Below are 26,206 nucleotides of genomic sequence, written 5' to 3' on the forward strand. Positions count from 1 at the left end.
CAGATTGCAGCGGAGGTCAGCTCCGTGTGGCTTCCTCTGCCATGGCAGACCGCATACCCGGTACCTGAGCAGCACTCATGGCAGTATGCTTGATGGGCCGCCACTCCACCTTGCGCACCAGGGCTACAATGGCAATGGGCACATAGGTGAACAGGAACAGCGGGAAGGTAAAGGTATAGAAGATCTTCTGCTTGGTGGTGGCAGCGATCTTCTTCCACTCGGTGATGGTGGTAGCCGCGCCAAAGGTGAACAGGCTGATATAGAACATCACAATGGCAGAGATCACAGCGCCGCTGGCCTCATGGAAAATCCGGCGGGCAATATAGGCCGGCTCGGTGAAGCAGGTCACCAGCAGCATCAGGTTCATTGCCAGCATCACCAGAGTGAGCAGCATGCCCGGTGCTACGGTCATGAGCATATCATAGCAGGAGAACTTGTTGGTCTTGTTGGTAAAGCAGCCCTTGAGCAGGGACAGGCCATACTTGAAGTCCACCTGATAGAAGCCCTTGGACCACCGCAGACGCTGATCCCAGGACTGCTTGAAGGTGACCGGCTGCTCGTCGTAGAGGACAGCGGTTTCGCAGTAGCCGATCCGCTGACCCTTGAGGGCACAGTTTGCCGAGAACTCAATATCCTCGGTGAGCAGATGATAGGGCCAGCCGCCGTTCTGCTGTACCACTTCCGCCGAGATCAGGAATCCGGTGCCCGAAATGGCACAGTTGGTACCGATGAGCATCCGGGGGAAGTTCAGGAACCGGGCTTCCCGCATGAACCACAGGCCATAACCGGCACTGATCCAGTTATCAGCAAAGTTCTTGGAGTTGCGGTAGCTGGTGAGAGCCTGATAATCGCCGGTATCAAATACCTTGTTCATCTCATTGACAAAGTTGGGGGCAATGATGTTGTCGGCGTCAAAGACAAAGAAGCCGTCATAGCCGCTCTCACCGATGTCGGCCTTCAGCTCATGGAGCAGATAGCCCAGTGCATAGCCCTTGCCCTTGTGAACGGTATCAAACCGCTCATAGACAGTGGCACCGGCCCGGCGGGCCGCGCCCGCGGTATCATCGGTGCAGTTGTCGGCTACGACATAGATGTCCAGCAGTTCCCGGGGATAGTTCTGGGAGGTCAGGCTGCCGATGAGCTCGCCGATGACTTCCTCCTCATTTCTTGCCGAGATCATCACCGCGTACCGGTGCTGCTTCTGGGCCACAAAGATCCAGGGCTTGCGCAGGCTTACCAGACCATACATCAGATAAACCAGCTGATAGAAATAGGCCGCGCTGATGGTGAGCGCCAGCACGAAATTAAAATACGAAATCAGTTCCAGCATTCCACTCTCTCCAATTTTCACTCGTCAGGACAGTTGTTGTCCCGCTTTCCAAACTTGCATTCCATCTTTACGGGGTGTCATACTGATTATAGTGACCCGCTCCCCCAATGTCAAACCTCGATTTTCCCGTGCTTTTCCCGTAAAATTCAGGTTAATTCTGGGAAAACTCTCATATTTCTGGAAAATTACCCGGCATTTCGTCAGATTCCTTCGAAAAACAGCGCCTGGTTTTATGCAATCCGCAAAAGCCTTCGCTGTTTCTTTGTCAGATGTAAAATTTCTATTATTATGTTATATGCACATAGAATCAGATGGTTTTATGTGCATATTGCACATATATGAGTGCGATTTTATTCCCAACGGAAGGTTTCACTGTCGCCGAACTCCGAATCCTCGGTGCTGTCATAGACGCTGCCCAGCGCCTTGACCTTGGCATAGAACCGCTTGCCCTGCCAGGACGGGTCCATTTCGGTGAGCACCAGCTGTTCCTCGTCCACATCGGTATAAACGCTCAGCAGACGGTCGCTGCCCTTGTATACCACCACATAGTAGCCGTCATTGGCGTCCACATGGCTGTACTCCAGACAGAGGTACCCATCTTCCTCATAGAGCCAGACATCTTCCGGCGTGTCCAGCTGCAGGCTTTCGGTGTCCAGCAGCGAGGCCTCCCCGTTTTCGTCCGCCTCATATTCCTGGTCCACCTTCACCGGGTCGGCATAGCCCCGCTTGACGGTGATGTTGTCCGGGTCGACGGTATACTGCACATAGTCGCTGCGCACCACCAGATCCTGTACCTTGCCAAGGCCGGCCAGGGTCAGTTTGGCATTGGCGTCAGCCTGCTTGATCTCGGTGCCGCTGGACAGGCTGATGCGGCTGTTGTAGTTGACGGTGAGCTGATCCAGATGCACCGACAGCAGCGAGATATTGTTCTTGATGAGAATGCCGCCGTTTTCCACCTGCATATTCACAAAGCCTTCGCTCCGTCCCAGAGCCCGCTCCCGCAGGGTGGCGCCGCACATCACCAGGGTGTTGTCGATCTGGCTGTCCCTCTTGACCATGACATTCAGCTGCTGGTTATCCCGCTGGAACCGGGCATTCGGTACGGTCACCGAATCCAGGGTGAGCAGGTCGGAACCATAGACATAGAGGTTGCCCTCAATGGTGACATTCTCCAGCGTCACATCGCCGGTGACTTCGTCCATGATGAACAGATCGCCGGTGATGGTCATATCCCGGATGGTCACTTCGCCGGTGCGGATGACCACCTGTTTCATGGGATTGATGCCGGCATATTCTCCTGACTGGGTAATGGTGATCTTATCGGTCTTTTCCGCCTGGGAGGAGCTTTCGGAGGACTCCTCCGAACTGTCGCCGCTCTCGGTCCGGGAGCTGCTCTCCTCCTCCGAGGACGAACCGGAGGACAGGCTGCTGCTCTCCGATCCCATGGAGCTCTCCTGTGCCGGACCTGCCGGCTGCGCGGTGAAATTCTGCACTGCCAGGGCCAGGAGCACTGCCAGTACCACAGCGCCTCCCAGAATCCCGCCCCAGATCCGGGCAGAACCGTTCCATTCTCGTTTTGCCATACGTCTACCTCACTTCTCTGCCCGCCGGCAGCTCCTCTGCTCTCTATGCTATCATATCCCGGCGGACTGTGCCAGCGGTGGTTATTTCCAGCCGTTCCGGTCTGCCGGCAGTGTTTCGCCTGCCGGAGAATCGTCCAGCACCCGTTCAATCACAAACCGGGGCCGGTGCTTGACTTCCATGTAAATTTTGCCGATGTACTCGCCCAGAATGCCCAGTGCCAGCAGCTGCAGGCCGCCGATGAGCCAGATGGACCCCATCAGGGTAGCCCAGCCCTGGACGGTATAGCCCAGCAGCTTCTGTACCAGGAAGATCAGCAGAGCCAGCAGGCTCACCACAAAGATTCCGAAGCCCGCCAGGGTAATGAGCCGGATGGGCATGGTGGAAAAGGAGGTGATACCGTCAAAGGCAAAGGAGAGCATCTTCCCCAGGGGATATTTGCTCTGACCGGCAAAGCGCTCATGGCGTTCATATTCCACGATGCCGCTCTTAAAGCCCACCATGGGGACAATCCCCCGGAGGAAGAGGTTCACTTCCCCGAACTGGGCGAGGGCATCCAGCGCCGGACGGCTCATCAGCCGGAAGTCGGCATGGTTATCGATGACCGGGGTGCCCATCAGCCGCATGAGCTTGTAGAAGCCCTGGGCGGTGGAGCGCTTGAATACAGTGTCGGTGGTCCGGCTGGACCGGACACCATAGACCACTTCGCACCCCTCCTGGTACTTTTTAAGGAAGCCGTCGATGGCTTCGATGTCGTCCTGGAGGTCAGCGTCCATGGAGATGGTGATGTCGCACCGTTCCCGGGCGGTCATCAGGCCCGCCAGCAGCGCATTCTGATGCCCCCGGTTCCGGGACAGGCACACCCCCGAAAAGAGCGGGTTCTCCTGGTGCAGCCGGGCAATGATCTCCCAGGTATGATCCTTGCTGCCATCGTTGACAAACAGCACCCGGCTCTCGGGTGAAATGGTCCCCGCCTCCATCAGGGCGGTCAGCTTTTCCCGCAGCCGCCGGGCGGTCTCGGGCAGCACTTCCTCCTCATTGTAGCAGGGGATCACCATATACAGTTTATTCGGTCTCATGGTCTTGTTCCTCCTTCCCGTCCGGGGTCTCCGGTTCGGGCTGTTCCAGAGCCGGCGCCGGGGATTCCGGAGTCAGCACGGTCTGCGCGGACTGGATGCTCTCCTCCCGGTGCTCCCGCAGGCTGCGGAAGCTGGCAGGCACCGGGTCCGCGGCAGCGGCCCGCCGGTCCTGACGGCGCATCACCAGCAGATAGACGCCCAGCAGCACCAGGCCGCCCGCCGATACAAAGGCACCGGGGATCAGGCCCGGGGTCATATACTCAAAGCGGATCTCGGCTTCCCCTGCCGGTACCCGCACCGCCATGAAGCCCACACTGGCCTTTTCGATCACCACGGGTTCGCCGTTTACGGTGGCGCTCCAGCCGCTGTCATAGGGCACCGAGAAGAACATCAGCACATCTTCGTCCAGGTCACAGGTGGCGGTAAAGCCGGTCTTGTCAAAGGCAAAGGTATCACAGGTGTACTGACGGCGCTCCTCCACAGCCTCCTCCATGCCGCTGGCGTTGAGAGAGGCATAGTCAATGGATTCCAGCTCGGTGAGAATATCGGCATTGCGCTCCATGGCCTCCTCCGACAGTCCCACTGCCTCGAGCATTACATTGGCCCGGAGCGAGAGCGGCGCGGTATCCAGCACCGACTGCCGCACCCCGGTGGTATAGCCAAAGCCCATGGGGAGATAGTTTTCATTCTCATAGAAGTCATACCCGAACTGGGAGAAGCTGAAGGTATAGCCGGGCATGAGGTTTTCAGCGTCCTTTTCCGACTGGGATACTGCCAGGTACTTCACCGAGAGCAGCGGACGCAGGGCATAGTTGTTCACCTCCGGCTTGGAGGATACGTCCCGCTTGACGCCCACATAGGGATAGAACTCCATAATGGAGTTGGGAACAATGGAATGGAACGCCTGGATATTGGGCACATGCCAGTACATACCCAGGTTGTCCAGGGTGTTGTAGAGATCCAGGCGGAAGAATTCGTCCTCGTCCTCACCGGGGAAGGCAATGCTGTCATAGCCAGCCAGGGCGCGTTCCCGCAGGAAGCTGCCGCTGGTGCCGTAGAGCCGTCCGCTGCCGATGAAGAACATGCCATGCAGACAGCCCACCGCCGCCGTGAGAGCGATGGCAGTGCGTACAAAGGCGGGATTTCTGCGCAGCTGGCGCACGATCCACAGGGTGAGCGCCACACAGCACACCGCAATGAGGCAGACCAGCCAGAAGCGGATGGGTTCCTCCATGAGGCCGAGTTTCCACTCTCCCTCGCTGGTTTTGGAGGGGGTGAGGCCGCAGGCGACCATGAACAGCAATACACCGCCGGCATACCAGCGCACCCCCCGGACATAGTCGATGTCCCGGCGTTCCAGGGCAGTGGCAGTGGCCAGACACATGAGCAGCACCGGCATATAGAACCACCGGGCATAGTAGGAGTTATTGAAGAGGATAAAGGCGCTGTTGAGTCCCGGCACCAGTGCCATGAACAGGCAGGTGAACAGGAGTTTTTTCAGCCAGCTGCGCCGGGCCGCCAGCAGGAAGGCTGCTGTCCCCGACACGCCGAACAGTGGGAGCCAGGCCGACAGGGAACTCCACTTGGCGCCGCCGTCCGGGAAGAAGTTGGGACGGCTGGGGAGTTCCGGCGGGAAGAAGAGGGTCTGGAGGATCTGGGGAATACGCTGCACCGTGGAATAGATCCAGAAGTTCCAGCCATAGAGCAGGTTATCCGAGGTGGTGCGGGGATTGCCCATAATCGCCAGCACCGACGGCAGCAGCACCACCATGGCAAGGCAGAGGCCCAGCACCGATTCCAGTGCCACGGCACAGAACCGCTTGACTGTCATACCCCAGCTGCGGTCGGTCATGCGCAGGAATACATACAGCACCACAAAGACCACTTCGCCGATGAAGAACCAGTAGTTGACGATGCAGTTCACCGCCACAGCCAGCGCAAAGACGCCCCGGCGGCGGTTCTGGACCAGTTCCTCCACGCCGATGAGCAGCAGCGGGAAGAACACCATGGCCTCATGGAAGTGGTTGAAGAAGATATTATAGGTGGCAAAGCCGGAAAAGGCATAGCAAAGGCTGCCGATGATGGCATACTCATCGGTGCGCACAAACCGCCGGATATAGAAATAGGAAGTCAGAGCCATCGAGGCGGTTTTGAGCATGAGGAGCGGTGCCATGAGATAGGGCACCATCTCGCTGGGGAAGGGGAGGGTCAGCCAGAAGAAGGGGCTGAACAGCAGATAGAAACTGTATGACGCAATGAAGTTCGCGCCCAGGTCGGTATAGCTGTTCCAGAGCACTTCCCCGGAACGCACGGCATCATGGGCCATGCGGTAGAAGGGGATTTGCTGGACATTGAAGTCCCCGAAGAAGAAAAAATTCCCCTTTTCATAGATGATGAAGGGCAGGAACATGATTCCCGCCGCCAGCAGCGCAATGCCGAAGGCCAGCAGCCATCCGGGCAGCTTGCGGCGTGCGGGCTGTGTGTGGATCTGTGTCTGTTCCGATTGCATACGGTTCCTCCCTGTCTGTTCCCATCGGGATTTTGGTTATCTATCAGTATAGCACAATCCCAATGCTCTGCGCCATAGACCCGGGCAGTATTTTCCCCCGGCGTTTTCCTTTTTATAAAAAGGTGCTATAATAGCCGCAAGGCGGCTATTATACTTGTCTTTATGGCCGAACGATCCGCTGGCTTCGCCTGCTCCCGTCCCAATGGCCAATTATACCATTCCGTTGACACTCCATGGTATAATAGCCGCAAGGCGGCTATTATACTTGTTTTTATGGCCGGACGATCCGCAGGCTTCGCCTGCTCCCGTCCCAATGGCCAATTATACCATTCCGTTGACACTCCATGGTATAATAGGGTATCATATCTGTCTTTGCAGCCACTGGAACGGCTCTCCCTGTATCAATAGAGTGGCATATTTTGCCGGAATTATTTCACCGCCGGAGGAAAACCTCATGCAGAACCGCTTTTTTGCCATGCTCGCCCGGATGAAACTGATCCGCCGCTGGGGCCTGATGTTCAGCACCCGGGACGAAAATCTCAGTGAGCACAGCCTCGATACCGCCTTTTTCATGCACGCCCTGCTCTCGCTGCACAACCGCCGGTTCCTCACCCCCGGGGAGGAACCCCTGGATCTGGGCACCGGTGTGCTGCTGGCGATCTATCACGATGCCGCTGAGATTCTCACCGGCGACCTGCCTACCCCGGTGAAATACTTCAGCGCCGAGATCAGCGAAGCCTACAAGGCCGTGGAAGCTGCCTCCTGCCAGAGCCTGCTGGACCTGCTCCCCGCCGATCTCCGGGAGGACTATGCCCCCTATCTGCTGCCCGCCGGCGCATATGCCCGGTACCTGCCCTATCTCAAGGCGGCAGACCGCTTCTCCGCCCTGGTGAAGTGCATGGAGGAGACCCGGCAGGGCAATTTTGAGTTCCGCCGGGCTGCTGCCCAGACCCGGGAGGCCATCTCTGCCATGGCATTGCCCGAAGCTGACTGCTTCCTGCGGGACTTTATCCCCGCTTTCGAAAAAACTTTGGACGAACTCCAGACTCAGGAGGACTTTTAAGATGAATAATCCCACCATTGCCGCAATCTCTACCCCCATGTCCGCCGGTGCCATCGGCCTGGTGCGGATGTCCGGCCCCGATGCCAAAGCCATCGCCGCTTCGGTATTCCGGCCCATCGGCAAACGCACCATCCAGAATGTCCCCGGCTTTTCCGCCATCTATGGTCATGTGATGGACGGCTCCGAACCGGTGGATGAGGTAGTAGTCTATGTCTACACCGCCCCCAGAAGCTACACCGGCGAAGATGTGGTGGAGTTCTCCTGCCATGGCGGCCCCTGGCTGCTCTCCCGGGTGCTGCGCCTCCTGCTCGACCACGGCGCTGTCCCCGCTCAGGCCGGTGAATTCACCAAGCGAGCCTTCCTGTCCGGCAAAATGGACCTCACCCAGGCCGAAGCGGTAATGGATCTCATCTCCGCTTCGGGTGCGGATGCCAGCCGTGCGGCTATGGCAGCCCGGGAAGGCGCCCTCTCCAGAAAGACTCAGGCAGTCTGTGCCGACCTCACCCTGCTGGCTGCCCATATGAGCGCCTGGGTGGACTACCCCGACGATGAGATCGAGGAGCTCACCGATACCCACCTGGAAGAGACCCTCTCCCGGTGCGCCGGAGAACTGCGGCATCTGCTGGACACTTTCGACACCGGCAAAATCCTCCGGGAAGGAATCCCCACTGCCATTGTAGGGCGGCCCAATGTGGGCAAATCCACCCTGATGAACCTGCTCGCCGGATATGACCGCAGCATTGTCACCGATATTCCCGGCACCACCCGGGACATTGTGGAGGAAACCGTGCGTCTGCCCGGGGGGCTGGTGCTGAATATCGCCGACACCGCCGGTCTGCGCACCACCGATGACCCGGTGGAGGCCATCGGCGTCACCCGTGCCCGGGGCAAACTGGAACAGAGCAGTCTGGTACTGGCGGTGCTGGACGGCAGCGCTCCCCTTTCGGATGAGGACCGGGAACTGGTGCTCTCGCTGCGGGAGCGTCCGGCGGTGGCGATCCTCAATAAGTCCGACCTGGGCCAGAGCGGAGACGAGGACTGGGTGCGTCAGCAGCTCACCCACTGTGTCACCCTGTCGGCCCGGGAGGGAACCGGTCTGGCGGAACTGGACACCGCTGTGCGGGAGGCTCTCTCGCTGGGCGCGGTGGACCCCTCTGCCCCCATGCTTGCCAATGAGCGTCAGCGGGGCTGTGTGCGCCGGGCCTGCAGTGCCGTGGAAGAGGCTCTGGATGCCCAGCGCATGGGCATGACCATGGACGCGGTGAACATCTGCATTGATGAGGCTCTGGAAGCCCTCCTGGAACTGGATGGACGCCAGGTCACCGATGCGGTGGTGGACGAGGTCTTCGCGAACTTCTGCGTAGGCAAGTGAGCCTGTGCCATAATAAAAAGAAAGCCGGGGCTTTCCCAGAAAAGGGAGGCTCCGGCTTTTCGGTTTTATGGGAATAGGGGGGTCAGGGGCGCTCACCGGCGCTGGCCCAGCACCAGTGCCAGGGTGCAGAGGTCGTCCCAGCGGTCGCTGAGGGGCAGGACTTCCGGCACGGTGTCCGCCAGGGCTTCGGCGGCACGGGTCAGGCGCAGGTTCTCCGCCCGCCAGGCAGTCCCCTCCGGGGCGGCGGTGAGCAGCTCCCCGACGCCATCGGCGGTATGGGGCGCATAGCCGCAGGAGAGCGCATACCCCGCCAGCCCCATGCGGGAAAGCCGGGTGCCCGCACAGCAGAAAAGCCCATCGCCAGCAGTGGAGTATGCCGGGAATGCGAACTCCCGACTCTCAGGTGTGTGGAAGCATAGAAGCGAACAGTCCCGTTCCCGGACGGAGTGCGCCGGGAATTTGCCGGAGAGCTTGCACCGCCAGTCCCATACGGGAAAACCGGGTGCCTGCACAGCAAAAAGCCAGCTGCCGGCAGCGGGCGGCACGCCATACAGGGGCACATCTCCCCAAAAAGCAGAAAGGACAGGCAGACCGCCTGTCCTTTCTTATTATTATGCCTTGGGCAGGAAGCCCCGGAAGGCCTGGAAGGCCGAGGGCAGTGCCACCTCCCCTGCCAGGGCGGCGGCATCGGCCCAGCGCCAGCCCTCGGGCAGCTCCCGGGCTTCGGGGAGCCGCCACAGCTCACCCTCCATCTGCCACTCCACATGGGAGAAGATATGCCGGGCGGTGCCGATGGGCTCGGCTCCGGCCGGGGTCTCCCAGCCAAGCGGGAAGCCTTCGCCCTCGGGGGCACCGGGCAGTTCCCAGAGCCCCGCCAGCAGCCCCCGTCCCGGGCGGCGGTGGAGCAGCACTCCCGCCGGGGAGAGCACCACCCACACTCGCCGCTGTTCGATCCGCCGGGGCTTTTTCGGGGGCTTCACCGGCAGGCGTTCCGGGTCCCCGGAGGCACAGGCGGCGCAGAACTCCCGTGCCGGACACTCTCCGCACCGGGGCGCGCCGCCGGGCAGGCAGACCATCGCCCCCAGCTCCATGAGCGCCTGGGTGAAGTCCCCGGCTGCCCCCTCCGGATAGAGCGGCGCCAGTTCCTCCCGGCACCTCCGCTTGAGCGCCGGGGAGTCCACCGGGGTTTCATCGCCGGTGATGCGGCACACCACCCGCAGCACATTGCCGTCCACTGCCGGGGTGGGCAGTCCGAAGGCGATGGAGCAGATGGCTCCGGCGGTATACTCGCCGATGCCCGGCAGCGCCTTCACCGCCTCATAGTCGCCGGGCAGCTCACCACCGTACTGCTCACAGACCGTCCGGGCTGCCTTCTGAAGGTTCCGCACCCGGCTGTAATACCCCAGCCCCTCCCAGAGTTTCAGGAGCTGTTCCTCCGGAGCGGCTGCCAGGGCCGGAATATCCGGAAGTTCCCGCAGGAACCGTTCATAATAGGGCAGCACAGCCTCCACACGGGTCTGCTGGAGCATGATCTCCGATACCCACACCCGATAGGGCCGGGGGTCCTCCCGCCAGGGCAGGATGCGGCGGTTGCCCCGGTACCACTCGAGCAGCGGCACCGGGAGCCGGGAAAGTCGGGAATAATCTGCCATAATACCCTCCATTTCAAACGAGAACAGGGAAACTCCCCGGCGGATCTCCGTCCCGGAAGCCTCCCTGTTCGATACAAACTGTATATTCCCCCAGGAAATTACTTGATTGTAATTCCGGTATAGTAATGCTTGAGGATCTCCTTATAGGTATAGCCGTCATGTTCTGCCAGATAGTTGGCGCCCCACTGGCTCATACCTACGCCATGACCATAGCCACGGGTGGTGAACTCAAACTGCTCCTTGCGGGAGTTGTATTCCACCTCAAAGCAGGTGGAACGCAGGTTGAAGTCCAGCAGGCTCTCCCGGACATTGCGTCCGGTGATGGCTACGCCACGGCTCACATCGCCGCCCTGGGAAGTATCCTTGCCGCCGATCTCCACCCGGCCCACATAGTCTCCCGAAGCCATGTTGTCATAGTCAATGACAATCCAGTCCTCGGGGTCCAGGTCACTGTCATAGAGATCAATGCCATAGGTTTCCTCAACCGCGTCGGCGAAGTCCTCCTCGCTGATGGTATAGCTGCCCTCATAGTAGGGGGAGAGCTCATCATATTCGCTGTCCACCGGCTGGAGATAGGGCAGATTGGTGCCCCAGACCGACTTGGCACTGGCAGTAGTTCCGCAGCTCACCGAATGGTAAACCGCATTGATATAGTCGCCGTTGTAGTAGCAGGCCTCGCCGAATACCGCATCCACGGCACTCTTGACCTCCTTGCTCACACTGCTGCGCATATTCACCGCCGGATAGATGCCCACCTGATTGGAGTACTTGATATAGGTATAGGTGGCGACTACCTGTGCCTTGATGGCCTCAGGATGCAGGGCACCCCGGGTTTCGCTTTCCACGATCTCGCTCACCAGGTCATAGGCGTTCATGCGGGTCAGACGCCCGTTGTACATCACAGCCAGTTCCTCATCTGCCAGATCATCATCGATCTCATGATCGTTTTCCTCTTCCTCCTCCGAACTGGAAGGACGGCTGGAAGAACTGGAACTCGAGGACGAACTGGAGCTCGAAGAAGAACTGGACGAGCTGGAGCTGCTGGAAGAACCCGAACTGCTGGAGGAGCTGGACGAGCTGGACGAACTGGAAGAAGAACTGGAACTGCTCTCCTCATAGGGATTGTTGCCGCCGTAGAGCTCATACCAGACCCGGGGCATGAGCGGGTCAGGGTTCTTGTAGGCCTCCGAGGTATCCACCTCCGGGTCCTCACCCTCCCGGATCTTCCGGGCCACTACCACAAACCGGGCCTCGGTGAACTCATAGGAACAGGTGGACAATGTAATGAGCCGGTCCCCGGGCTGGACATCCACCCCGGTGGTGATGAGCGACCGCTCCCGGACATTCTCCACATACTCCATGAAGGTATCCTCGGTGCCGTCCAGGAAGTTGAGATAGTCAAAGATGGGGCCATCTTCAGGACGGGTGTTGGCAATGAACATGCCGATCACCTTGTATTCCCCTTCCTCATAGACACTGTCGAAGGTCAGGGTGGGGTGCTCCTTGTAGAAGTTCATATCCCGGTACTGGAGCAGGGTCTCGAACATGGTACCGGTGCGCATGTTGTGCCCGTACACAATGGTGTTCTGGGTGGTGCGCAGATTGGTGCGGTAGTCCACAAAAGGCGTACCGTTTTCGTTCTCCTCGCCGTCAAAGCCCCGGCGCAGGTAGTATTCATTGTCGGTGTACTGTACCACCGGATAGGCAAAGTCGGTGCCCTCGATTTCCAGATACCCCACCACATCGGGATTCTGGCTGTACAGTTCCTCGAACTGGGGCAGATAATCCCCGGGCATGCCGTTTTCATAGCTGGGAAGTTCCTCGTCCGAGCTGTCCTCCGACTCCTCGGAGCTCTCCTCCGAAGAAACCGAACTGCTCTCGGAGCCGGAGACCGGTTCGGCCTCCTCACGCCCCATAAAGAGGAAGATCCCGGCGGCAGCCGCAATGAGTACCACTGCCGCCGCTGCCCCGCCGATGATCCACCGGCGGCTGCTCTTTTTCTCTGAGGCCGATGCGGCGGATTCCTCCGGCCCGGGGCTGTCCTCCTGGTCCAGATCGGGCGGGAGCAGCGGATTGCGCACCGCCGCCGGCTCCTCCCTGGCATCGGGCAGATAGCGCTCGGCTGTTTCCGCTCCCAGGTAAAGCAGTCCCCGCTCCGGCGCGATCAGCCGCAGCCGCTGTCCCTCCCGGGTGGATACCAGATTGTATTCCAGCGCCATGGGCAGGTTTTCCCCGTCCATCTGCCGGTAGAGCTGCTGGGGGTCCGCCCCGTCTGCCGCCAGCTCCATGGTGTGGATCTCCCGTCCCAGGAAGTCCCCCAGGAAGGCATAGCCCTCCCGGAGCAGCAGCGGCAGGAAGGCCTCGGGATCACCGGGCAGGCAGAGAATCGCCTGCTGCCGGCTCCGCAGTCCGAAGCCGCACACGCCGCCGGTGCGGAATACCTCGGCGATCACCGGCACCTCCGCCAGTTCGCCGGGGGCAATGCGGGCGTCCGGATGGCTCCGGCACCAGGCCTGGGCATCTTCCAGCGCATCGGGATCGATGCGGGTTTCCAGTCCCAGTCCCCGGGTGAGCAGCCGCCGCAGACCGCCGGGGGTCTCCAGATCCCCCACTGTCACCAGCACCTGACACTCCTCCAGCGCATCGGCCAGGGTGTCAAACAGGCTCTCGTCCCGGGGGTCCAGATCCAGGGCAGTCACTGCCAGTCCGGTCACCGCTGCCAGTTCCCGGCGCAGTGCTCCCGCAAGGGGGCTCTGCCGGTCGGATACCCTGACCTCCGGGGTCAGGCCGAGCAGCACTGCTTCCATCCGTTCACCTCCATTCTTTCTGTCCTGCATGGGTTATCGCTCCGGATATGTAAACATGGTCTCCACCTTGGAGAGGGCATCCGCCAGAAGAGCTTCCTCATCCAGCGACTGTTCTGCCCGCAGCACGTCCCGCAGCTTGGGCTTGGTACGGGGGTGACGGGGTGTAAACACAGTACAGCAGTCCTCATAGGGGAGAATCGAAGTCTCAAAGGTGCCGATCTTCCGGGAGATGGCAATGATCTCATTCTTGTCCATGCCGATCACCGGACGCAGCACCGGCAGTTCACAGGCCACATCGGTACAGCCCAGAGCATAGAGGGTCTGGCTGGCAACCTGTGCCACACTCTCACCGGTGATCAGGGCGCCGCAGCCATTTTCCCGGGCCAGACGCTCGGCAATCTTCATCATATACCGGCGCATGATGATGGTGAAGTATTCCTCGGGGCACTTGTCCCGGATCTCCTCCTGCACATGGGTGAAGTTCACCACATGCAGCTTGATGCGTCCGGCATATTCACACACCTCCCGGCACAGGGAGATGACCTTCTGCTTGGCATATTCACTGGTGTAGGGCGGAGCGGCAAAGTGAATGGCCTCGATTTCCAGGCCGCGCTTTGCCATCATGTAGCCCGCTACCGGGCTGTCGATGCCGCCGGATACCAGCAGCATGGCCTTGCCGCTGGAGCCCACCGGCATACCGCCGGCGCCGTCCAGCTGGGGGCCATGGATATAGGCTGCCTGATCCCGGATCTCCACAAAGATCACCAGATCGGGCTCATGCACATCCACCCGCAGATTGGAGAACCGGGAGAGCAGGTATCCGCCCACTTCCGCGGCGATCTCCGGGGACTTGAGGGGGAACTTCTTGTCCGACCGCTTGGCCTCTACCTTAAAGGTGCGGATTTTCCGCAGTTCTCTTCCCAGATATTCCTCGGCGGCGGCACAGATGGTGTCCATATCCTTTTCCACCACACAGGCACGGCTCAGCTTGGAAAAGCCGAATACATGCTGGAGGGTCTCCACGGCATCGTCCATATCGATGTCCTCGGAGAGGGGTTCGGCATACATGGTCGACTGGGCCCGGGTGAACCGGAAGCTGCCGATGTCCCGGAGCCGGAACTTGCAGTTCTTGACCAGACGGTCTTCAAAGGTGCTGCGGTTGAGTCCCTTGAGGGCGATCTCCCCCGCCTTGAGCAGGATTATTTCTTTCATATCGTACTGTTACCTCGTTATGATTGGATTTAGGAACGGGCCCGGGCCAGGGTATCCAGTCCCAGCCGGAGCTTTTCCAGGAAGGCGTCAATATCCGCCTCGGTGTTCTGGGCATTGAAGCTCAGCCGGATGGCTGAGTCGATGCGGCGGTGGGAAAGTCCCATGGCATCCAGCACATGGCTGGCTGCGCCCTTGCCGCAGGCAGAGGCATTGGAAACATAGATGCCATACTGTTCCAGATGATGGAGCATGGTCTCGGACCGGATGCCTTCTGCCGAGAAGTTGAGAATATAGGGGAAGGCATGTTCCGGGGAGTTGAGCACAATGCCGGGAATGGCACTGAGCTTTTCCCGGGCATAGGCCTGCAGCCGGGTGACGGTTTCCCAGTCCTGCCTGATGGTCTCAGCCCGCAGCTTTGCCGCATAGCCCATACCGCAGGCCAGGGGCAGGCTCTCGGTGCCGGGACGCAGGCCGTTCTGCTGGGCGCCGCCATAGATAATCGGGTCAATGCGGGTGCCCTTCTTCACATAGAGGGCGCCGATGCCCTTGGGGGCATGGATCTTGTGTCCGCTCATGGACACAAGGTCGATGGGCAGCTTTTCCACCTTCAGGGGCAGCTTGCCATAGGCCTGTACCGCATCGCAGTGGATGGTGGCATTGGGCGCGATGCGCCGTACCTCCTCAGCGATCTCCTCATAGGGCAGCATGGTGCCCACCTCGTTGTTCACCAGCATGAAGCTCACCAGAATGGTATCCGGGGTCACCTGGGAGAGGAAATCCTCCGCCGAGATGATGCCATGCTCGTCCGGCTTGACAAACACCGGCTCAAAGCCCTCTTCCCCCAGACGCTTCATCGGCTCCAGAATGGAGGAGTGCTCAAAGGCGGTGGTGACCATCCGCTTGCCCCGGCGGCGCTTGGCACGGGCTGTGCCGAATACGGCCCAGTTGTTGCTCTCGGTGCCGCCCGAGGTGAAGTAGAGGTTCTCCCCCTTGCCGCCGATGAGTGCTGCCGCCGATTTGGCTGCCTCCTCCATGAGCAGGTGGCTCTGCAGCCCCAGATCATAGAGGGACGACGGGTTGCCATAATGCTCCCGCATCACCTTGGTAATATAGTCGATGACCCGGTCATCCACCTGTGTGGTGGCACTGTTGTCCAGATAGATCTCCTTCAAAATACTCTCTCCCCCAGTCTGAAACGCCTGCCGGTCCTCTGCCGGCGCATATATGGTTTTATTATACTATATATCCCCGGTTCTTTCAAATCTTCCAGTGAATTTTTCCGGCAAAATCCGTGGTTTCTTGCGCCTTTTTCCCAGGTGTGGTAGGATAGGATCATCATCAGCCGGTCCTATGCCGGCAAAAGGAGAGAGAACCCATGCAAACTGTCATCACCCTGCTGGAAGTTGCTGCCCCCGACCTGCTCGACCGCTGTCTTGCGGTGCGGCAGGAGGTCTTTACCCGGGAAATGGGAGTCCCCGCCGATGTGGAACGGGACAGCCGGGACTGTCTGGACGGGGAATGCCGGCACTTCCTCATCACCCGGGACGGCAGGGACATCGGCGCGGTGCGCTGTCTGCCCCAGGAGGACGGTACCCTGCGGCTCCAGCGGTTCTGCATCCGGAAGGACTGCCGGGGACAGGGCGCCGGACGCCAGACCCTCGCCGCTGTGGAAAACCGCTTCCGGGCGGAGGGGCTCTCGGCTGTGGTGCTGGACGCCAAATGTTCTGCCCGGGGCTTCTATGAGGCCTGCGGCTATGAGGCGGTATCCGGGGAGTTCCTGGAAGCCGGTGTGCCCCACGTGGCAATGCGCCGGGCACTGTGACTGTTTTTCCGCAAAAAAGAGCCTGTCCCCCCTGTGCCGGGGAACGGGCTCTTTTTCTGCTGTTATGCCGCCGGTTTTCTCCCCCGGAGCCGGGCAAGAAGCCGCCGCAGGCCGGTGAGGACACAGCCCAGCACCGCTCCGGTAAAGGCTCCTGCCGTATCGATGAGCACATCCCGGAGGTTGCCGTCCCGTCCGGGCACCGAGAGCTGATGCCATTCATCGGTGAGGGCAAAGCCCGCCGCCAGCATCACTGCCAGCAGAGCGGAGACCGCCGGGGAAAACTTCCGGCGCAGCAGGGCATAGAGGAGCAGCCCCAGCAGGAGATACTCGCTGAAATGCGCCAGCTTGCGCAGGAGGTATTCCGGGCGTCCCCACCGGGCCAGCAGGGCATAGAACCCGGGGAGTTCGGTTTCGATCAGACCCAGTACCCCCCGGGACAGACCCGAAGAGAGGGTACCGCTCTGGGCTGAAAACAGCCAGACTGCCCCCATGCACAGCAGCACAGCTCCCAGAGGCAGCAGCCAGCGCATCGGGCGCCTTGTTCCGGACATGAAGCCAACCTTCTTTCCTCCCATGATGGACTTATTCTATCACAATTTCCCCGGCCGCACACAGACAAATTCTTCCGGAACTGTGTCGGTTTTGTAAAATTCAGGGGAAATGCAGAAATCCGTCCCATTTCCGGCACAGCTTCCATGGGACTCTTCATTGACAGACCCCGCCGCGGATTATAAAATAGAGGTACCGACCCTCTGCCGGGAAGCGGTCCCGGCCCGATGAAAGGAACCGACGCGCTATGAAACTGACCCGACTGATTGCAGCGGCTCTGACTGCCGTCTGCATCTTTACCCTCACCTCCTGCAAACAGGAGGATACACAGACCACTGCCAATGACTATCCGGTGCATGTGGCGGATACCGTGGTGGATCACCGTCCCAAAAAGGTGGTGAGCCTGGCTCCGGCCCTCACCGATACCCTGTTCCAGCTGCAGATTGCCGGACGGGTGGTAGCCATCAGCGATTACTGCGATCTGCCTGCCCAGCCCGGTGACCTGGAATACTATGAATATCCCCGGGCCGGCACCCAGCAGCTTCCGGATATTGACGCCATCAAGGAACTGGGCGCTGATCTGGTGCTGATGACCGCCCAGCCCACCGACGCGGTGGCTCTGGAGCTCCAGCAGGCCAACATCGACTTTGTGGTGATCCCGCCCGCCTCGGATCTGGAAGGGGTGCGGCAGAACTATGTGGATCTGTTCCGGCTGCTCTATGGTGAGGAGACCGGCGCCAAAATGGCAGAGGAATACCTCGTGCCCTTTGACCACAAACTCGCTGAGATCCAGTCCTGCCTGGACGCCGCCGGGGAGAAGAATATCTCCACCGTCTATGTAGCCGGGGGCCTTTTGCAGATCGCCACCGGCGACAGCTTTGAGGGGTATATCCTCGAGCTTCTCGGAACCCAGAACTGGGGGGCGGACTACACCAACTACTCCTATCCCCAGGAGAAGGAAGTGGATCTCAACCCCGATGTGATCTTCTATAACGGTATGATCTCCGGGGAGACCATTGCCGCCTCGAGCTGCTACAAGACCACCAACGCAGGCAAGGCCGGAGCCATCTATGAGATCGACCCGGAGAACCTGGAACGCCAGAGCCCCGACCTGCTGGATACCCTCTGGACCATGGGGAAGCTCCTCTATCCTGAGAGCTTTGTCCACAATGAGCCGGGTCAGCCCTGGGAGAGCTCTCCTGCCTCGATGGGCTATATCCCCGATGAGGAGGACACCGCTGAGCCGGAGACCACCGAGCCGGAGAATCCGGACGAAGCAGAGTCCCAGACCAGCAGCGAAGAGAAGAGTTCCTCCGCAGCCTGATAAAAACAGCACGCCGCCCTCTGCCGGGTTTTCCCCGGACGAAGACGGCGTTTTTGTTTGGGAGCGCAGAGGCAGGCGGACTATCGGGCATACTCGGGGCAAGGAGCATGCCGGGAAGATGGCATTTGCTCCGGCGCAGACACACTGCCCGGCGGGCTTCTGTGCAGCGGCAGGATTCCCCGCTATATGGGCAATACCGCCCCAAAACAAACACCCCCGCCGCACAGACCAGGCCGTGCGGCGGGGGTGTTTTCATGTACGGGAACCGGACGGATCAGACTTCGTCATAGAGCCACATGGCGGCGGTGGGATTCTCGGGAACACCGTTTGCCGAAGCCAGGGCGTCAATGAACAGCTTCTGGAACCCGGCGGGGTCCACAGCGGTGCAGACCTTCACATTGGGGGTCCGACCCAGGCGGTTGTCAAGGTCGCAGACGGTCATGCCGCGGGTGAGCGGGGAAGCGGTTTCGACGCCCACAAAGCAGTCCACAGTGGTGTAGAGCTCCGGTGCCAGCAGGTAGGCCACGGCGGTGGAGTCGAACATGTTGAGCCCGCTCTCCATATCGCCGTCCCGGTAGTGCTCAAACAGCCGGTAGATCATCTCGGCGGTGGGGTTATTGCCCCGGACCGCATCCACCATGGGGCCGGTGATCCGGGCCATATTTGCCAGCTCCAGGCCGCACATCACAATGGGCAGTCCGGAACGGAACACAATATCCGCCGCCTCGGGGTCCACATAGATGTTGAACTCGGCTGCCGGGGTGATGTTGCCCCGGAGGAAAGCGCCGCCCATGAGGACGATCTCCTCGATCTTCTCCTTGACCTCGGGATACTGGACAAAGAGCAGGGCCAGATTGGTCAGCGGGCCGATGGGCACCAGGGTGACCTTCTCCTCACTGCGCTCCAGTACCCGGCGCATGGCCTCCACCGCATGGAGCTTCACCGGCTGCACGGTCACCTCATCAAAGGCAAAGCCGTCCATACCCGATTCGCCATGGGTATCGCCGGCATCATACCGCATGCCGGTCAGCGACCGGGAAGCACCTGCCGCCACCGGAACTCCGGCATTCCACAGGGTCATCAGACGCAGGGCGTTGTGGGTGGTTTTTTCCACGCTCACATTGCCGGATACAGTGGTGATCAGCTGGACATCCAGTTCGGGACTGAACATGGCAATGGCAATGGCTGCTGCATCATCAATGCCGGGATCGGTGTCAATAATGATCTTACGCATGGATCTATCTTCCTCCTTATTGGCAGAACTGCCGCATCTGATTCCTACTATATCAAATCCGGCCCGGCTTCCGCAAGGGATTTCTGCACCAAAAATGGGCATATCCCTCCGACACCTCCGCATACATTCAGAACAGAATGATGTTTTCGGAGGAGGTTATTTCCGCCATGAAAGGGATCCCGGAAGACCGTGCCCTGATGCTGGGGCAATATATTGTTGACCATGGCGCTACGGTGCGCAGTACCGCTGCTGCCTTTGGCTTTTCCAAGAGTCTGGTGCATAAGGATGTCACCGAACGCCTGTCCCGGCTGAGTCCGGAACTGTGGGAGAGTGTCCATGCCGTACTGATGAAAAACCGGGACGAACGCCATCTCCGGGGCGGTGAAGCCACCCGGGAAAAATACAGCCGTCTGCGGGACAGTCAGATGTGACTGCCTTGTGTTTCAGTGTCAGGACTGGTATAATGAGCCTTGTAAAGGGAAAAGACACGTCTGTCACCCCACAAGGAGGAACTCAACTATGAAACTGGCATTCATCGGTATGGGCAATATGGCCTATGCCATTCTCAAGGGCGGCTGTGACCGTGGATTCTTCAATCCCGCTCATGTGTCCGCTTATGACATCAATACCGTGCGTCTGGCAGAGGTTGCCGCTGAAACCGGCATCACCGCCGCTGTCTCCGCTGCGGAAGCCGCCCGTCAGGCCGATATGGTCCTGCTGGCAGTAAAGCCCAATGTGGTGGAGAGCGTTGTGGCAGAAATGGGCGATGCCCTCTGCGGCAAGGCTGTACTGTCCATTGCCTCGGGCTGGACCACCGAAAAGCTGCGTGCCCTGCTGCCGGAATCGGCCCGTGTGATGTTCGTGATCCCCAATACCCCCTGCATGGTGGGCGAAGGCATGGCAATCGCGGAAGAGGGCAGCACCTTCACCCAGGAGGAGCAGGAGTATGTCCGGGAGCTGTTCTCGGCCATCGGTCAGTACCGGGTGGTGCCCCAGAAGCTGATGAACGGCGCTTCCACCCTCACCGGCTGCGGCCCGGCCTTCATCTACCTCATCATGGAGGGTCTGGCAGACGGCGCTGTCTATCATGGCGTGCCCCGTCAGCTGGCCTATGAGCTGGCTGCCCAGACAGTGATCGGCGCCGGCAAGATGCTGCTGGAAAGCGGCCTGCACCCCGGTGCGCTCAAGGACAATGTCTGCTCGCCCGGCGGCACTACCATCCGCGGCATCCGTGCCATGGAGGACGCCGGTGTCCGTGCCGCGATGATCGACGCCATCGACGCCGCCAGCCACAACGCCTGAGTCTGTCTGTTCAAAACCGGCTGTTCCACTGGGACAGCCGGTTTTTTCTGTCCCCGGGGCGCCCTCTGTTTTCCACCGGGCGGCTCGCAAAGTGTGGAAAAGTCTGTACGCTGCGGCTTTTTACTCGCCCGGCTCTCCTCCTCACAGTGCCAGCCGGCAGCACTGGGGTCAGCTGATCCGCTTTAATGGGCGGCATGCCGGAGAGCCACTTCCGCTTTCCACAGCAGCTGCCGCAGAAGGTGGAAAACTCTCCCCTGTACGGGCTTTTGCCGGGCGCAGGCGGTCTGCTCACCGACCCGCTTGTTTCCGGTGCACTGCCGCAAGGAGGCACAGCACCGGGCAAACTGCCCCATCCGAAAATCCCCGGCACTCACTCTGGAATGCCGGGGATTTTTTATCCATTTACAGCTGCTGTACCGGGGGTCACTTCAGCTCGTAGATCACACGGACTTCCGCTGTGACACTCAGGTCGCCGGGCGCCGAAAGGGTGGCATCGGTAAAGCTGCCGTCCTCTGCCTGCTGGCGCACCAGTGTCGCTCCGCCGTAGGAGCTCTCCTCCACCGAGATCACATCGCCCAGGGTGCGTCCGGCTGCTTCCGCCATCTTCTGAGCCGACTCCTTCGCGTCAGCCGCGGCGTTCTCCAGCGCCTGTTCATACAGGGCGGCCTCATCTGCCACGCCGTATTCCACATCGTAGATGCTGTTGACACCCGCATTTACTACGCCGTCAATGGCTTCGCCGGCACGGTCCACCTCCCGGACCAGCACGGTCATCCGGGTGGACATCTGATAGCCGCCGTCATACTGTTCGCCCAGATAGATGCGCTCGGTCTTGATGTCCGATTCCGCCACACCCATACCGGTGAGAAAGTCCACCGCCGCCTGGACCGCTTCCGCATTCTTCTCGCGTGCCGCCTCTGTGGTAGCGCCTTCTGTCTCCACTCCCAGGGTGAGCTGGGCAATATCCGCCGCGGCAGTCGCCTTGCCGCTGCCTCCGGCGGTCACGCTCTCCGGCAGGGTCTGGGCGGTTGAATTCTGTGCTGCACAGCCCGCCAGGCTCAGTATCAGAAGCCCGGTGGTCAGCAGGGCTATGATCCTCTGTTTCATTCTGCTCCCCTCCTTATACCAGCTCAAAGACAATCTCTACCTGGGCTTCCACCTGTTCCAGTCCCGGCAGGATCGGTGTGGTCTCCTGAGCGGAATCCGACGCAAAATATCCGCCGCCTGTATCAGGGTTGTTGCGCTCAGTCTCCTCGGCTACGCCATAGCCCGACTCGGTGATATACAGTGCCTTGCCTACGGTCTTGCCCGAAGCTGCCGCCAGCTTTTCCGCCGACTGCCGGGCACTTTCCACAGCGGCGCCCAATGCCTCGGTATAGAGATCACCGGCATCGCTGACTGTCTGGGTCAGACTTCCGGTGGAGGTGGCTCCGCCTGCCACTGCCGCATCCAGAACAGCCCCGGCTTCGGCTCCCTCCGGCACCTTGACGGTGAAGCTCACCCGGTATTCATAGCCGTCCCGGTAGCTGGTGTAATTGGTATAGGTATAGTGCTCCCAGAGCCAGAGGCCATCGGTGATGATATTCTCCTCCGGAACCCCGGCATCCATCAAAGCCTGACGCACTCCGGCCGCCATCTCATTGCCGGCGGAAACTGCCTCGGCGGCTGTGGGTTTTACCACATTCACGCCAGCGGTGAATTTGGTCTGATCCGGACGGGCTTCCACAATTCCGGTGCCCTGTACCGTAATGGTATCAGGCAGCGGCTGTGTGCCGGAAAATCCGCACAGGGACAGGCACAGCGCACCTGCTGCCGCCAGTGCCAACAGTCGATGTTTCATAAAAACCTCGCTCCTTTCGCTGCCGGGACATCGGTCCCCGGCCTTTCACCCCATCTGTGCGCAAAACAGCCCGGATTGATGCCCGGTCTGGAAAATTTCGGCTTTTCACCGGAATCCCCCGGGAAAAATCAGACGCTTTCCACAAAACCGAGGGGCCTTTCATCTAAAGTATATCAGTATTGCGCCGGCGCTTCAACACGGAGAATCGCAAAAAGCGGCAGAACATGAAAAAAGCCGCCTCCCGAACCGGAAGCGGCAGAACAGCCCGATAAAATGGAAAAGAGCGGAGGCCTCCAAACAGGATACGGATGGCCCTCGCTCTTTCCCTGAAAAACAGGTCAAAAACAAAAGACACCCATAGCGTAGGCGGTTAAGGCCGCCACATAGAAACTTCTGCTCCAGATCAGCAAAATTATATGGGAAATCTTCGGCGTACAGGTACACGCCGGCAGTTATGTGCAGAATTGAATATATCACACTTATGGAAGATTTGCAAGAGCTTTTTCAAAAAAACTTTCAAAAAGACGGCAGGCCGCTTTTTTCAGATCAGGGGTTGACAACTGTGTATATCCAGTATATACTGTGTATATCAAAGATACACAGTGAGGTGAGGACATGACAATCCTGATTGATCCCACATCTGCCACGCCCCTGTATGAACAGATCGTCCAGCAGATTCAGCGGCAGATTCTCAGCGGCACCCTGCCCCAGGGGGAGCTGCTGCCGGGAGTGCGCACCCTGGCGGCGGATCTTTCGGTGAGCATCATCACCACCCGCCGGGCCTATGAGGAACTGGAACGGGACGGCTATATCAAAACCCTGCCCGGACGGGGCAGTATTGTAAGCATTGAGAACCGGGAACACCTGCTCGAACTGCACCGGCAGGAGATGCGGGGCTGGCTGGAGCGGGCTGTATCGGCAGCAAAGGCTGCGGGAGTATCCCGGGAGGAAATTATCGAACAGATCAGCCGGCTGTATGACCAGGCCGGAGAGGAGAAGTGAGTCTATGAATGCGATTATGATCCAGAATCTCAAGAAGAATTATGGCAGCTTTGAAGTGAGCCTGCCCCGGCTGGATCTGCGGCAGGGGTATGTCACCGGGCTGGTGGGCAAAAACGGCTCAGGCAAAACCACCCTGATCCGGTCGGTGCTGGGGGTGATCCCCAAGACAGCGGGGACAGTCCAGGTGCTGGGCGGGGACATCACTGCTGACCCGGCGATCCGGGAACAGGTGGGCTTTGTGAGCGAAACCCCCTACTATATCCCCACCCTCACCACCGAGATGGTGCATGAGATGGTACGCCCCTTCTATCCCCGGTGGGACGAGGAGCTCTATCAGAAGATGCGGGCGGAATTTGAACTGCCGGACCGGAAGATCAAGGAGCTTTCCAAGGGACAGCAGAAGATCCTTTCCTTCCTCATGGCATTCTGCTGCCGTCCCCGGCTGCTGATCCTGGACGAACCCACTGCCAATCTGGACCCGTCGGTGCGTCACCGGCTGCTGGGTTATCTGCGCCGGTACATGGAGGACGAGGGAAACACCATTCTCTACTCCACCCATATCACCGGTGACCTGGAGGACATCTGTGACTATCTGGTGGGGCTGGATCACGGCACTCTGGCGTTCCAGGGGGAAAAGGACAAGGTACTCGACCGGTTCCGGATGGTACAGGGGCCGGGAGAACTGCTCACCCCCGAAACCCGGGGACTCTTCCTGGGCTGGGAACAGTCGGCACTGGGCTTTACCGCTCTCACCGACCGCCCGCAGGAAGCCGAAGCCCTGCTGGGACAGGAGGTCCGCTACCGCCGTCCCACCATTGAAGAACTCATTATCTATCGGGGAGGGAATGTACAGTGAAACCTATGACACACAATCTCCTGCGCCGGGAATGGCTGCAGTACAAGAGTTTCGGACGAACCTGGCTCTGGATCTGGGTTCTCTACCTGGGCATGTATCTTCTGCTGGGTATGGCAGCCGGCTTTGTGGTCGTTTTCCTGCCCATTATCATGGCTTACAGCGCCATCTATTCCGCCAAGCAGACCGGTGAGGCAGTGAACGCCGGCACCGAGGACTTCCTGCTGCCGGTTCCTCTCCGGGACGTGCTCTGGGCCAAGTACCTGTTCGCCTTTCTGATGGGTTCCGCCAGTGCGGTCGTGGTTCTGGCTGCTGTGCTGTTTCAGACCCTCCTCAACCCCGAGGAGGCCATCAACCCCTTCTATGTGCTGGGCGTCACCATGACTTACACCGCTGTCATCACCGGAGTCGGCATGCCGCTGCTCTACCGGTTCGGCGCCACCAAGGCACGCCTCACTCTGCTGGTGCTCATGGGAATTTCGGCCGCTCTGGGCGGCAGTATGGCAGTGGTGGGCCTGGCTGCTATGGGCGGCGTGCCCGATGGAGCCGGCTATGCCCTGACAATCACCGCTGTGGTGCTCTGGGCGCTGATGCCCTTCTCCCTGCGGCTCACCGAACGCTTCTACCGCCGGGGCGGTGTGGATCATGAACGCCACCCCATTGTGGAAGCCTGACTTTGCCCCCCAATTCCACTCCCTCCGGCTGCTCCGGCAGTCCGGGGGGAGTTTTTTGCGGGCATTTTATACAAAATCAGTAGATTTTGTGCCCGGCCTGCTCACCGGATGCGAAAATCTCCCGTCCGGGGATTGACATTGTGTACTGAAATGGTATAATTAAGGCAGACATGAAAGCAGCCGTCCGGTTTACCCGCCGGCGGCAGTCCTCCCAAGAACCCCTGAAGCTAAAAAACCGCGCCGGGCCTTACCCCTCCGGCGCGGTTTTTCCGCGCATGAAAAAACGCAGAGGGAAAATTCCCCCTGCGTTCGGGTCAGGATTCGGTTATGCCGCTTCGGAAGCGGTTTCGTCCGGCTCGGCAATCACTGCCGACATGAGCAGCTGCTCAAACAGCGCATGGCTGTACGGCTCATCAATGGGCACTACTACCCCCAGGTTATCCAGCTCGATCTCAGTGCTGCCGTCGGTGCAGTAGTAGATGTCCAGCGCCTCGGGATTCTCCGGCGAGAAGTTCTCCCGGAGGGTCTTCTGGATGCTGTCAAAGATGGTATAGCAGAGCTGATCGGACGAATACATATGGAACTCGTCCTTCTGTTCCTCCGGCGGACCGGTGAAGACGGCACTCTCCGGCGCAAAGGATACGGTCATGCCTCCCTTGCCGGTGGTCACCGGATCGTCCTCACTCAGGGTGAGATCCCAGCCGGTGAGCTCTCCCATGGCTGCGATCAGGTTTTCCGGGGTCACTTCGCCGGAGCTCACAAACGGGAATTCCTGGAAACTGCCGTTCCCCTCCGCATCATAGGTTCCGATATAAAGGGTGGGTACCTTGGTTTCAGTCACCTGGGAGCTCTCCTCTGTCTGGGAGGACGAACTCTCCTGGGAACTCTGTCCCTCCGACGAGGAACAGCCGCTCAGGATCAGGCCCAGCGCCAGTACCCCCGCTGTAAACAGCGAAAGCCAACGCGTCTTTTTCATCAAAAACACCTCCGTTTTCTCTATT

The 26,206-nt window shown here is 59.8% G+C and carries 23 protein-coding genes and 1 riboswitch; of the genes, 9 read left to right on the forward strand and 14 right to left on the reverse strand.

Annotated features, from left to right (window positions below; translation table 11 throughout):
- Nucleotides 1–16: 16 nt before the first annotated feature.
- The 4 genes from H9X81_RS08885 to H9X81_RS08900 form a co-directional block, all read right to left on the reverse strand.
- Nucleotides 17–1,330 carry a glycosyltransferase family 2 protein gene (locus H9X81_RS08885; protein ID WP_204721373.1) on the reverse strand — a complete coding sequence of 438 codons (1,314 nt, stop codon included), beginning with the start codon at nucleotides 1,328–1,330 and terminating at the stop codon, nucleotides 17–19.
- Between the two features lie 350 nt (nucleotides 1,331–1,680).
- On the reverse strand, nucleotides 1,681–2,913 hold the full coding sequence (locus H9X81_RS08890; RefSeq protein WP_204721374.1) for a hypothetical protein: 1,233 nt from the start codon (nucleotides 2,911–2,913) through the stop codon (nucleotides 1,681–1,683).
- Between the two features lie 81 nt (nucleotides 2,914–2,994).
- Nucleotides 2,995–3,990, reverse strand: a complete 996-nt coding sequence (locus H9X81_RS08895) for a glycosyltransferase family 2 protein (RefSeq protein WP_204721376.1) — start codon at nucleotides 3,988–3,990, stop codon at nucleotides 2,995–2,997.
- A complete protein-coding gene (locus H9X81_RS08900; RefSeq protein ID WP_204721378.1) occupies nucleotides 3,977–6,499 on the reverse strand; it encodes a YfhO family protein in 2,523 nt (840 codons plus the stop codon). Before H9X81_RS08900 ends, H9X81_RS08895 begins: the two co-directional genes overlap by 14 nt.
- Nucleotides 6,500–6,953: 454 nt before the next feature.
- Here H9X81_RS08900 and yfbR point away from each other — a divergent pair, with 454 nt between their 5' ends.
- Nucleotides 6,954–7,562, forward strand: a complete 609-nt coding sequence (gene yfbR / locus H9X81_RS08905; RefSeq protein WP_191391946.1) for a 5'-deoxynucleotidase — start codon at nucleotides 6,954–6,956, stop codon at nucleotides 7,560–7,562.
- 1 nt (nucleotide 7,563) lies between these two features.
- Entirely contained in the window at nucleotides 7,564–8,934 is a 1,371-nt protein-coding gene (gene mnmE / locus H9X81_RS08910) for a tRNA uridine-5-carboxymethylaminomethyl(34) synthesis GTPase MnmE (RefSeq protein WP_204721380.1), read from the forward strand.
- Nucleotides 8,935–9,026: 92 nt separating this feature from the next.
- Here the strand turns inward: mnmE and H9X81_RS08915 are convergent, their stop codons facing one another.
- From H9X81_RS08915 to H9X81_RS08935, 5 genes are all read right to left on the reverse strand, one after another.
- Nucleotides 9,027–9,254, reverse strand: a complete 228-nt coding sequence (locus tag H9X81_RS08915) for a hypothetical protein (protein WP_204721382.1) — start codon at nucleotides 9,252–9,254, stop codon at nucleotides 9,027–9,029.
- A gap of 291 nt (nucleotides 9,255–9,545) precedes the next feature.
- Entirely contained in the window at nucleotides 9,546–10,586 is a 1,041-nt protein-coding gene (gene mutY / locus H9X81_RS08920) for an A/G-specific adenine glycosylase (protein ID WP_204721384.1), read from the reverse strand.
- A 98-nt stretch (nucleotides 10,587–10,684) separates the two neighbouring features.
- Complete coding sequence (gene srtB / locus H9X81_RS08925; protein ID WP_204721386.1) at nucleotides 10,685–13,423, reverse strand: class B sortase; 2,739 nt, start codon at nucleotides 13,421–13,423, stop codon at nucleotides 10,685–10,687.
- 3 nt (nucleotides 13,424–13,426) lie between these two features.
- Entirely contained in the window at nucleotides 13,427–14,605 is a 1,179-nt protein-coding gene (gene thiI / locus H9X81_RS08930) for a tRNA uracil 4-sulfurtransferase ThiI (protein WP_191391941.1), read from the reverse strand.
- Nucleotides 14,606–14,634: 29 nt separating this feature from the next.
- Nucleotides 14,635–15,777 (reverse strand): cysteine desulfurase family protein, encoded by a 1,143-nt coding sequence (locus tag H9X81_RS08935; protein ID WP_204721389.1) that lies wholly within the window; start codon nucleotides 15,775–15,777, stop codon nucleotides 14,635–14,637.
- A 203-nt stretch (nucleotides 15,778–15,980) separates the two neighbouring features.
- On the opposite strand from H9X81_RS08935, the gene H9X81_RS08940 reads away from it, so the two are divergent.
- Complete coding sequence (locus tag H9X81_RS08940; protein WP_204721391.1) at nucleotides 15,981–16,427, forward strand: GNAT family N-acetyltransferase; 447 nt, start codon at nucleotides 15,981–15,983, stop codon at nucleotides 16,425–16,427.
- Between the two features lie 62 nt (nucleotides 16,428–16,489).
- Here H9X81_RS08940 and H9X81_RS08945 read toward each other — a convergent pair whose 3' ends face one another.
- Nucleotides 16,490–17,002 (reverse strand): VanZ family protein, encoded by a 513-nt coding sequence (locus H9X81_RS08945; protein WP_204721393.1) that lies wholly within the window; start codon nucleotides 17,000–17,002, stop codon nucleotides 16,490–16,492.
- 221 nt (nucleotides 17,003–17,223) lie between these two features.
- Here H9X81_RS08945 and H9X81_RS08950 point away from each other — a divergent pair, with 221 nt between their 5' ends.
- Entirely contained in the window at nucleotides 17,224–18,300 is a 1,077-nt protein-coding gene (locus tag H9X81_RS08950; protein WP_204721395.1) for an ABC transporter substrate-binding protein, read from the forward strand.
- A 274-nt stretch (nucleotides 18,301–18,574) separates the two neighbouring features.
- Here H9X81_RS08950 and rihC read toward each other — a convergent pair whose 3' ends face one another.
- On the reverse strand, nucleotides 18,575–19,534 hold the full coding sequence (rihC, locus tag H9X81_RS08955; RefSeq protein ID WP_204721397.1) for a ribonucleoside hydrolase RihC: 960 nt from the start codon (nucleotides 19,532–19,534) through the stop codon (nucleotides 18,575–18,577).
- 167 nt (nucleotides 19,535–19,701) lie between these two features.
- On the opposite strand from rihC, the gene H9X81_RS08960 reads away from it, so the two are divergent.
- Together H9X81_RS08960 and proC are read left to right on the forward strand one after the other, a co-directional pair.
- Nucleotides 19,702–19,965: a sporulation transcriptional regulator SpoIIID gene (locus H9X81_RS08960; RefSeq protein WP_177503496.1), complete on the forward strand. Its 264-nt coding sequence runs from the start codon at nucleotides 19,702–19,704 to the stop codon at nucleotides 19,963–19,965.
- Nucleotides 19,966–20,053: 88 nt separating this feature from the next.
- Nucleotides 20,054–20,836: a pyrroline-5-carboxylate reductase gene (gene proC / locus H9X81_RS08965; RefSeq protein ID WP_191391936.1), complete on the forward strand. Its 783-nt coding sequence runs from the start codon at nucleotides 20,054–20,056 to the stop codon at nucleotides 20,834–20,836.
- Nucleotides 20,837–21,259: 423 nt separating this feature from the next.
- On the opposite strand, the gene H9X81_RS08970 is transcribed toward proC, so the two are convergent.
- Nucleotides 21,260–21,943 (reverse strand): SIMPL domain-containing protein, encoded by a 684-nt coding sequence (locus tag H9X81_RS08970; RefSeq protein WP_191391935.1) that lies wholly within the window; start codon nucleotides 21,941–21,943, stop codon nucleotides 21,260–21,262.
- 13 nt (nucleotides 21,944–21,956) lie between these two features.
- Nucleotides 21,957–22,676: an SIMPL domain-containing protein gene (locus H9X81_RS08975; RefSeq protein WP_204721399.1), complete on the reverse strand. Its 720-nt coding sequence runs from the start codon at nucleotides 22,674–22,676 to the stop codon at nucleotides 21,957–21,959.
- 338 nt (nucleotides 22,677–23,014) lie between these two features.
- Nucleotides 23,015–23,116: riboswitch (purine riboswitch) on the reverse strand.
- Between the two features lie 175 nt (nucleotides 23,117–23,291).
- Between H9X81_RS08975 and H9X81_RS08980 the strand changes: the two genes are divergently transcribed.
- The 3 genes from H9X81_RS08980 to H9X81_RS08990 are packed head-to-tail and all read left to right on the forward strand — an operon-like array spanning nucleotide 23,292 to nucleotide 25,205.
- Nucleotides 23,292–23,678, forward strand: coding sequence for a GntR family transcriptional regulator (locus tag H9X81_RS08980; RefSeq protein WP_177503504.1), 387 nt, complete (start codon nucleotides 23,292–23,294; stop codon nucleotides 23,676–23,678).
- A gap of 4 nt (nucleotides 23,679–23,682) precedes the next feature.
- Nucleotides 23,683–24,534, forward strand: a complete 852-nt coding sequence (locus H9X81_RS08985; protein WP_204721401.1) for an ABC transporter ATP-binding protein — start codon at nucleotides 23,683–23,685, stop codon at nucleotides 24,532–24,534.
- Nucleotides 24,535–24,539: 5 nt separating this feature from the next.
- Nucleotides 24,540–25,205 (forward strand): ABC-2 transporter permease, encoded by a 666-nt coding sequence (locus tag H9X81_RS08990; protein WP_243424120.1) that lies wholly within the window; start codon nucleotides 24,540–24,542, stop codon nucleotides 25,203–25,205.
- Between the two features lie 325 nt (nucleotides 25,206–25,530).
- Here H9X81_RS08990 and H9X81_RS08995 read toward each other — a convergent pair whose 3' ends face one another.
- Nucleotides 25,531–26,181 carry a hypothetical protein gene (locus H9X81_RS08995; RefSeq protein ID WP_204721405.1) on the reverse strand — a complete coding sequence of 217 codons (651 nt, stop codon included), beginning with the start codon at nucleotides 26,179–26,181 and terminating at the stop codon, nucleotides 25,531–25,533.
- Between the last annotated feature and the right edge of the window lie 25 nt (nucleotides 26,182–26,206).

It is taken from the genome of Hydrogenoanaerobacterium saccharovorans, from assembly GCF_016901815.1.
GTDB classification, from domain to species: domain Bacteria; phylum Bacillota; class Clostridia; order Oscillospirales; family Ruminococcaceae; genus Avimicrobium; species Avimicrobium caecorum.